Here is an 8,664-nt window from a genome sequence, read left to right as displayed (position 1 = left end):
CTTGTAGTAGAAACCCTCCAGAGCCGCGATGGAGGTGAGCTTGAGAAGGTTTTTATAGCCCTGCAAATTGCGGGCTAATAAGACCATGTGGTAGGCTGCCTGGTCGAGCTTGGGTTGTTTGTCGGTACAACGGCGTGGGGCAACATAGGCCTCCACTCCGAGGATGGGCTTCACTCCCGCCGCCTTACAGCGCTCATAAAAGTCCGCCACCCCGTACATTACGCCATGATCGGTGAGTGCGAGAGCGGGCATCTCTAGCTCTGCAGCGCGCTGTATGAGCGCATTCAGACGATTGGCCCCGTCTAAAAGGCTGTACTCCGAATGGCAATGGACGTGAACAAAGCTGCTCGACATGGCGACTACTCCCGAAAATGGAAATGCAGGCAAGATGCGACGTGAGTTCCAATTCTTACCGACGCCGAAACGCCGGTGCCACCCGGTACAACAGCGAGACTGTTGTCGCCCGAGTTTTTCTACGCACCCGGCAGATGCCGTTATTTAGTGCTGTCGAACTCGATCGCCGCTATATTTAGAACTCTCTGCTATTTTAACGGTTTTCCCCTTTTGCGAAAAGTAGACAAAGTTCTATTCTCGAATGCCTCCATCGTTTCCTGCCAACAGGCCCTATACCCCAATATACCAAAACCGAACTTTACCATCCGCATCAAAAACCAACTTAGCGTGTAAACTAGAAGAGTTAAGCGATAGCCGTCTGCGACTTTTGCCCGTGCTGCTGCGGTAAGAAAAAAGAGGAGGTAGTGCCAGTGGCCGAAAAACCGATAACCAGCCCCATTGAGGCACCGGAGCATGTGCCCGATTTAAGGCGTTTACGCCTACTTTACGGCATTATCTTTCTGTTGTTAGCAGCCATCGTTGCCCGCCTCTGGTATTTGCAGGTGGTGGAAGGCAAAGAGCTAGCCGAACAGTGCCAAAACCTTCAATACAAGCACATTCGCCGAACCGCCCCTCGAGGCCTCATCGAAGATAGAAACGGGCATATTCTTGCCGCCAACCGACTGCGCTACATTATCTCCGTCTTTCCAGACGATGTTCGCAAGCATCCGCAAACGCTTTCGCGCCTTGCCGAACTGCTTAATCTTTCCGAACCCGACCTTCAAAGCCAGCTAACGAAGTGGGTACAGCAAGTCAGTCGCTACGACCCAATGCCCATTGATAAGGATGTGGACATCAAGACCCTCATTCGCGTGGAAGAGGAGAGCTTTGACTTGCCCGGCGTCTTCATTACGCGCGAGCCGGTTCGATACTATCGCGACGATGGGCTTTGCTCGTCCTTTCTTGGAATCACCCGCCCTATTACCAGCGAACTCTATGCGCGTTGGAAAAGTCGGGGCTACCACATGAACGACCAGGTAGGTATTTTCGGCCTTGAACGCACCTACGAGCAGGTGCTGCGGGGTCAGGCGGGCGAAACCGACTACGAGACGGATGCGCGCGGGCGTATCTTGGGGCAGGGACAGGAGATCGCGCCCATTCCGGGGAAAACACTTAGGCTGGCGCTTGACTTTGGACTTCAAAAGGTGGCGGCACAGGCTTTAGCGGATACGGGCCACCGCGGAGCTGTGGTAGCTCTCGACCCCAACAACGGCGGGGTACTCGCCTTTGTGAGTTGGCCCTCTTACGATCTAAATCAGTACGGGAAGATATATAGCAAGCTGCTCAAAGACCCGGCCCACCCCTTAATTAACCGTGCTTCGGACAGCGCTTTTGCTTGTGGTTCGACCTTCAAACCCATCACGGCAACTGCCGGTTTGCAGAGCGGGGTCATCACTCCACAAACGCAGTTCTATTGTCCCGGCTACCTGCGGCTTGGCGCCCGACTTTTTCACTGCGATGAGGTACACGGCACCACCGACTTTTATCGGGCTATCGGTGCCTCTTGCAACGTCTACTTTTTCCATGTTGGGCTTCTGGCCGGTCCGGAGGCGATTGTGGCCTGGGCGAAACGTTATGGGCTTGGAAGCCGTACAGGCATAGATATTCCCACCGAAACGCCCGGCCTGCTGCCCTCGCCGGAGTGGAAAAAAAAGACTGGGCGAGGCCCTTGGTATCCGGGCGACACCCTCAACCTTTCCATCGGGCAGGGCTATCTGCGAGTCTCGCCGCTTCAACTCGCCGACTACGTGGCGGCCATCGCCAACGGTGGCACGCTGTGGCGCCCCCATTTTGTAGATGCTATGGTTGACCCCATCACCGGTAAAGTGCAGCCTGTTGAACCGAAGGCACGTGGGCAGATAGGCTTTAGCCCGGCAACACGACAGGCCATTGTTCAAGGGATGGAGATGGCCGTTCAACCCGGCGGCACGGCCGCGGGGATCGCCATTCCGGGGCTTTCTATCGCCGGAAAAACCGGTACGGCCCAGGCCTATAGTCAAGGCAAAAAAGAGGACAATGCCTTCTTCATCTGCTTTGCTCCCGTGCAGCATCCACGCATCGCCATCGCGGTTATGGTAGAAGGCGGTGGCTACGGGGCACAGGCGGCAGCCCCCATCGCCCAGAAAATGCTGCGCTACTACTTTTTCCACCGTACGCAACAGGTCGCTTTGGCACACAGATAACAGCCCTCTTGACGAAAGCCTAAAGGCCTCTTGGAACTTGCGCCCTCAGACGGTAGTCCCAGTCTCAACAGGATCAGACGGCAAATTGTTCTCACACTACATCCACAATGCTCTTGCTGGCGAAAGCACCCCCTAAAGGCACGGTCACCCCGAACTTGAACGTTTTTGCGCACCGTTTGCCCGTTGAGGAGCATGAACTAGGTGCTATAGAGCGTGCATGTTTTTCGCTGCTGCGGCCAAGCCTCCCGTTGTGCTACAAATGTCTGGTTGTCGCTCCAACGGCATTCCTCCCCCTGTTTAAAGGTGCGGGGCTTTCTGCCGAATTTTCTGTAAAATGTAGATATAACATCGTATTTAAAAAGCGAGAGGGCTGCAGGCCGTGTTGATGCGACTTTCTGTACGGAATTTAGCGATTATTGACCACCTCGACATCGAGTTCTATCCGGGCTTCAATGTGCTTACCGGAGAGACCGGCGCGGGCAAATCTATTCTCATTGACGCGCTCGGCCTCGCACTAGGAGAACGAGCAGACCCTGCAATGGTGCGTGCCGGTGCCGAAAAGGCGGTGGTAGACGCTCTGTTCGATCTCAGTCGCTTGCCGCACATCGCCCAGATCGCTCAAGAGATGGGCTTTGAACCCGAAGAGGGCCTCTTGCTGCTCTCGCGAGAAATACAGGCCAACGGGCGTTCCCTTTGCCGCATTGCCGGCCGCCCCGCCACCGTGGCCCAGCTCAAAACGCTTGCCGAATGGCTGATAGACCTTCACGGTCAACATGAACATCAGTCCCTGCTTTCGCAATCGCGCCATCGAGATATTCTCGACGAGTGGGGTGGTCAGCCGATCCTAGAAGTAAAATGCGCTCTCGCAGCCATATGGACGGAACTACAGAACTTACGGCAAGAGCAGCAGGCCTTGGAAAAAGAGGCTCGCGAGCGAATGCATCTGCTCGACCTCTATCAGTTCCAGATTCGCGAGATCGATTCGGCCAAACTGGTTGTGGGAGAGGATGAGGAGCTTGCCGCCGACCATAGGCGCGTGGCCAATGCGCAACGCTTGGCAGAGAATGTGACCACCGCCCTCTTAGGGCTAAGCAATGAGGATGCGGGAGGTGCCATCGAAACGCTCGATAGGGTGGAACGGGCGTTAGCGGAGGCGGCCTCTTTCGACGAGAGGCTAAATGCACCGTTAGAGACGGTTCGCTCGGCCCTCTACGAGCTGAGTGAGGTTGAGCGCGAACTTGGCCGGTATCAAGAGAACATCGAGTTTTCTCCGGAGCGGCTGCAGGCGATAGAGGAGCGCTTAGAGTTGTTACGCACACTTAAACGCAAGTACGGCGCCACTATCGAAGAGATTTTGCAGTATCGCGACGACATAGCGCGCAAACTCGATGCGCTCACCCACAGTGAGGAGCGCGGTCGCGACTTGGATCACACAATAGCCCGTTTAGAGGCGGCACTGGCCGAGCAGTGCAAGCGACTAAGCAACCTGCGCCGAGGCGCAGCCGAAGAGTTCCAAAAGCTAATACAACGCGAACTGCAGGAGCTTGGCATGGAGCGCGCCCGCTTCAGCGTGGAACTGCAGCCCACGGAACCATCTTTGCAGGGTGCCGATCGCATAGAATTCCTTTTATCTACCAACCCCGGCGAGCCGCTGAGGCCGCTTGTGAAGGTGGCCTCCGGAGGCGAAATCTCGCGGGTGATGCTTGCCGTGAAGACGGCCATGTCGTTACGTCAAGAGCTGCCCACCATGGTTTTCGACGAGATAGATGTGGGCATTGGGGGTCGTACGGCGAGCGTGATCGCCGACAAAATGGCGATACTTGCAAAAAGGGCACAACTGCTTTGTATTACCCATCTCGCGCCCATTGCAAGCCGCGCCGAACATCAGTTTGCTATTGAGAAGCGGGTAGACGGCGAGCGCACAACGGTGCAAGTAACGCCGCTTACCTCAGAACAGCGTATCGAAGAGATAGCCCGTATGCTAGGTGGCAATGCCGTTACCGACACGGTGCGCCAGCATGCCCGCGAGATGCTCGCTTCGCGCTCGTCTTAGCGCCTCCCTAGGCCCTAAAGAAGCGGCTCGGTATAGATGGTGGTGGTCTCAACGATGCGACGGAACCACTCGCCCGAAGGGGAAAGCATGGGCAACCACCATGCAGAGGGCCGATGATCGGTATGAGGAAGCCCGCGCAAGGTGAGAAGAGCATATCGCACAAGTTGAAGGCGTGCTCGCTCCGCTTCCAGATGTACCTGCAAGCGGGCAGCTCGTGCCGCCTGCGCTTTTTCACCACGCTCCTGTTTTAGCAGGGCTGTGCGCAGCGAGACGATCTGAATGCGCATCTGTTTCTTCTCATGGGCAATGCGCTCGAGTGTGGCCCTGTACTGATCGCGCTGTGCCTGCGCTTCGGCGTTCCACTCTTTCACACTGCGATAGTGCTGTCCCATCTCTCGCTGCACGGCCTGCTCCTGTTGTTTCAGCCGATAAAGGTGTTCATGCGCGGCCTTAAGGCGTTCTCGCAATGGCTGCACCTCTTGCTGCAACTCAATAAGCTGGCGATTGGCCGCAGCGTACTCTGTTGCCCGATCGGCCCAAGTGCCAGCAGGGTCTTGCTGCTCCAAAAAGCGAATCAAGTCCAGCGGTTTACGAAGCGCTTTGATCTGTTGGGTAAGCCTCTCTTGCCGCTCTAGAGACGACCTCCAGCCGGCGGCAAACTCCGAGCAGAGCAGCGACGTACGGCCAAATGCATGGGCGATATGCGCTGTGGGGCGCAGCGTCGCGTTGGCGACCTCCAAAGAATCCCATGTTCGATAGCGCAAACGTAACAGGGGATGCGCCTCGATGGGGATGCCCTGCTGTCTCAACCGTTGGTTCATCTGGCGAGTGCGCCAGACATACATCGAACCCTCTTCATTGAAGACACAGATAAACTCTTGGGCGAACATCGATATAAGCGTAATGGCTTTTCCAACCAAAGCGATCTGATCTCCAAGGCGCGCGGTAAGCACCTCGGCCAGCGCCTCTACCGTTTCAATGGGTGTTTTGAGCGGGATGGCGATGGGCGCGCGGGTTTCGATGAAGAGCACACGCGGCGTTATTCTTAAGGTGCCCCGGCCTCTTCCCGGCACAAGGCAATCGAAGGGAAGCGCTCCGGGCCCGAAGCGATCGAGGGTGTAAATTTCGCTGCCTGCCACCACACTGTTGTAGGCCTGCACGGCGGTTTCGCGTGTGGCAGGATTGAGGAAGAGCGACACGATGCGAAATCGCGGCAGCGAGGCGGTCTGTGTGTTGAAGCGCAGTAGGTCGGAAGTGCAGGTAACTTCGAGGTCGGTGGGCGGATGGCCGAGGAGCAGCGAATAGAGGTGAGGTAGGAGAGCGCGATAGAGCTGGGAGAGTGTGGCATCGGGATGCTGCAGACAGTAGTCCTTACACCACTGAAGTAGCGCCTCCCCCACGTTGCGCGCTTCCTGATGACAACATTGCGGGCCGATCTGCTGCCAGCTATTTTCAAACCCCCAAGAGAGCAGTTGCAGCAGCCCTTCTTCCACATCTTTCAGACGAACAGAGTTGGCGATAAGGTCGCTCGAACCCAAATAGGCCAGTCCACGCCAGCCCCACGCTTCGGTTACCTCGTCAATAAAGGCCTGTTTGCCTCGTGGGTCTGCAGTGGCAAGGCGACGCAAGGGAACCCCATGGGCGGCAAAATCGTGCCGTGTGGGAAACGTTTCGCTGCCGAAAAGGGCCGAAATCTCTCCTGCAGCCGACCAGAGCGCCCGGGTAGAACCGTCGTTATGGGGTAGCAGGGCAAAACGCGCCTCTCCGGCACGAGGAAGGCGCGTGCGGGCAAAGTAGTCCGTATCGTGAACACCCACCACCATTCTGCCCCCAAGTTGCGCTTGATCGAGCAGGCGGCGCAAAACGGCCTTCATCGGCTCATCCCAAAACACGGTTTGGCCAAGCGCAAGAAAGGCGGTTTCCGGGTAGCTTTGACGTAGGCGATGAAGAACTTCAATGGAAGCGCTTATCGTGTCGTTTCCACTCATGCGATTGAAAACTCCAAAGCGGAGAGATTCTTAGGAGAGTTACGAAGTGCACAAGAGGTCAGTTCCTTCGGCCACATTACACCTCTCTTTCCTCCCCGAAAACGGGTAAGCGTCGAGGCAAGAACAGGTAGAGGTACCAGAAAACGCCGTTCAGTCCGGCAAAGGTGAGTCGAAGCCATGCGGGCAGCGAGAGGTGCGAAAACATGCCCTCGATCAGGCCGGCAAACACAAAGAGCGGAATGGTACCCAATAGCATTTGAACGCCCTCTTTACCGGCTCGTAAAAAGGCCTCTTTACGGCGATAGGGCCCGGGAAGGAGAAGAGCGACCCCCATCATAAGGCCGGCAGCCCCCGCGATGAGCGTGGCCGTAATTTCGGCAACGCCATGGGGCAATATACCGGGCCAAAAGGTGGCGTGACGATGCACCTGGGTCATTAAGGCCGACATAGCCCCCAACACCGCCCCATTGTAGAACAAGAGATAGGCGGAGGGAACGCAGAGAGCCGGGCCGGTGGCGTAGGCCATAACGGCCACCTGAAAGTTGTGAGTCATCAGCATTCCCGAAAAGGCCGCTGATGGAGGAGATGCTATCTTGCCGCTTTTCCAGACACGCACGCTCGCTTGAAACTCCTTGGGAATAAACAGATTGAGCCGTGGCGGCGAGTTGATAACCATCCAGTAGGCCAACCCGACACCCATGAGAAAAATGGCCAGAGCGGCCAGAAAATAACCGCACCGGCGTTGCAAAAGCGTTGGAAATTCATAGAGGTAGAAGTGGCGTACGGTCTGAAGCGGGTATGTGGAGGTCTCGGCCTCGTATAAAATCGCTTGGGCGCGCCCCACCAACCCGTTGAGATAGCCCACAATATCTTCGCTAAGCGCTTGAGCCGATGCATAGGCAAGATCGGAGGAGACACGCCGATAGAGCCTCATAAACCGAAGCAAGTCCTCTCTATCGAGCGCACGCACACCATGGCGCGTATCGGCCTTCCGTACAATACGGCTTAACTCTTGCCAATCGGCCTGACGTTCATTCACAAAATCCTGCTCGTTCATCGGTTTGCACGTACTCCGCGCATTGGCTGTTCCCCTGCCTCAATACTCCATAATACCTTAATCGTTGACTAAGGAAGGCCGTAGAGAAAACAAAGTCACATCCCCAACACCTTGCAGTGGCAGGGAGTACTCCCTGTTTGCTACCCGCAGCATTAGGGGGAAGCTTGCTTCCCCCCAGGCTTGACTCACTTTGCTAACTTGCGCTAGGGGTATAAACCAACCACAGCCGTCTCCAGTCTCCATGCAGAACAATGAGGCGCCTCAAGACAAACGGTGCTGCGCACGGCACTTTCTCGTGGCCGACACCCTCCGCCTCAGAACTGGTCATCGGCTCTTCAAGCCCCCACTCCCCTCCCCTCAAGGCCGACGCTGGGGTCCCCAGAAAATCTTGCGATTTTCTGGGGCAGGGCGTCCTTCCCCTCCCTCCAATTTGGGAGAGGGGCACCTAGCGGTGGGCAACTCAGCGGCCAGTCCAGTTCCCATGATCGTCTATCTCACTGGCCGCTGCGTTGCTGGCTGCAAGACGAAAGGAAGGGATAGGGGGCGAGCAAGATAAGCTCACTTCGCTGACTTGCTCTAGAGCCGCGAGATTGGCAGTTTCTGCGGCCCCATCCCTTTCCCTCAGAGTTCGGCAGGGGCTAAAACTTAAGATTTCTCGCCTTCGGCTCGAAATGACAATTGTCTATCTTACCTCCGGTTCGAAATGATAGGCGTATCGCCGGCTCTTAAAGCCCCCAGCCCCACCCCTCCCCCTGTAGGGGGAGGGGAGATTAGCAAAAGGGGCACGGTGACCGTGCCCCTACAGGCGGTTTCCTTTGATAATCTTTCCTTCGGAAACTCAACACAACCGCCCCCTTTCTCCCGAATCGGGGGGAAGGCCGGGATAGGGGGCGAGCAAGATAGGGTTATTCAATGAATTGGCTCTAGAACCACAAGATTGACTGTCTTAACAGCCCTTTCCCCTTCAGAACTGATGTGAACTGAAACTTA

The 8,664-nt window shown here is 56.3% G+C and carries 5 protein-coding genes; 2 read left to right on the top strand and 3 right to left on the bottom strand.

The features are described 5' to 3' along the window. A partial coding sequence (locus VKV18_RS08215) for a PHP domain-containing protein (RefSeq protein WP_324200588.1) occupies positions 1-354 on the bottom strand: 354 nt, incomplete at its 3' end. Positions 355-764: 410 nt separating this feature from the next. Between VKV18_RS08215 and mrdA the strand changes: the two genes are divergently transcribed. Both mrdA and recN read left to right on the top strand, forming a co-directional pair. Further along, on the top strand, positions 765-2,576 hold the full coding sequence (mrdA, locus tag VKV18_RS08210) for a penicillin-binding protein 2 (RefSeq protein WP_324203723.1): 1,812 nt from the start codon (positions 765-767) through the stop codon (positions 2,574-2,576). A gap of 385 nt (positions 2,577-2,961) precedes the next feature. Beyond that, positions 2,962-4,629, top strand: a complete 1,668-nt coding sequence (recN, locus tag VKV18_RS08205) for a DNA repair protein RecN (RefSeq protein WP_324203724.1) — start codon at positions 2,962-2,964, stop codon at positions 4,627-4,629. A gap of 14 nt (positions 4,630-4,643) precedes the next feature. Here recN and VKV18_RS08200 read toward each other — a convergent pair whose 3' ends face one another. After that, complete coding sequence (locus tag VKV18_RS08200) at positions 4,644-6,617, bottom strand: hypothetical protein (protein ID WP_324203722.1); 1,974 nt, start codon at positions 6,615-6,617, stop codon at positions 4,644-4,646. A 76-nt stretch (positions 6,618-6,693) separates the two neighbouring features. Further along, positions 6,694-7,674, bottom strand: coding sequence for a stage II sporulation protein M (locus VKV18_RS08195; protein ID WP_324203721.1), 981 nt, complete (start codon positions 7,672-7,674; stop codon positions 6,694-6,696). Positions 7,675-8,664 lie beyond the last annotated feature (990 nt).

Origin of the sequence: Chthonomonas sp., assembly GCF_035294505.1 — a bacterium.
Lineage (GTDB): Bacteria > Armatimonadota > Chthonomonadetes > Chthonomonadales > Chthonomonadaceae > Chthonomonas.
This window is presented reverse-complemented; position numbering and strand designations above follow the sequence as displayed.

What these genes read in the sequence shown, in the direction of transcription:
- recN (WP_324203724.1), top strand. Translation starts at nt 2,962, where the DNA reads ATGCGACTTTCTGTACGGAATTTAGCGATTATTGACCACCTCGACATC.
- VKV18_RS08200 (WP_324203722.1), bottom strand. Translation starts at nt 6,617, where the DNA reads ATGAGTGGAAACGACACGATAAGCGCTTCCATTGAAGTTCTTCATCGC.
- VKV18_RS08195 (WP_324203721.1), bottom strand. Translation starts at nt 7,674, where the DNA reads ATGAACGAGCAGGATTTTGTGAATGAACGTCAGGCCGATTGGCAAGAG.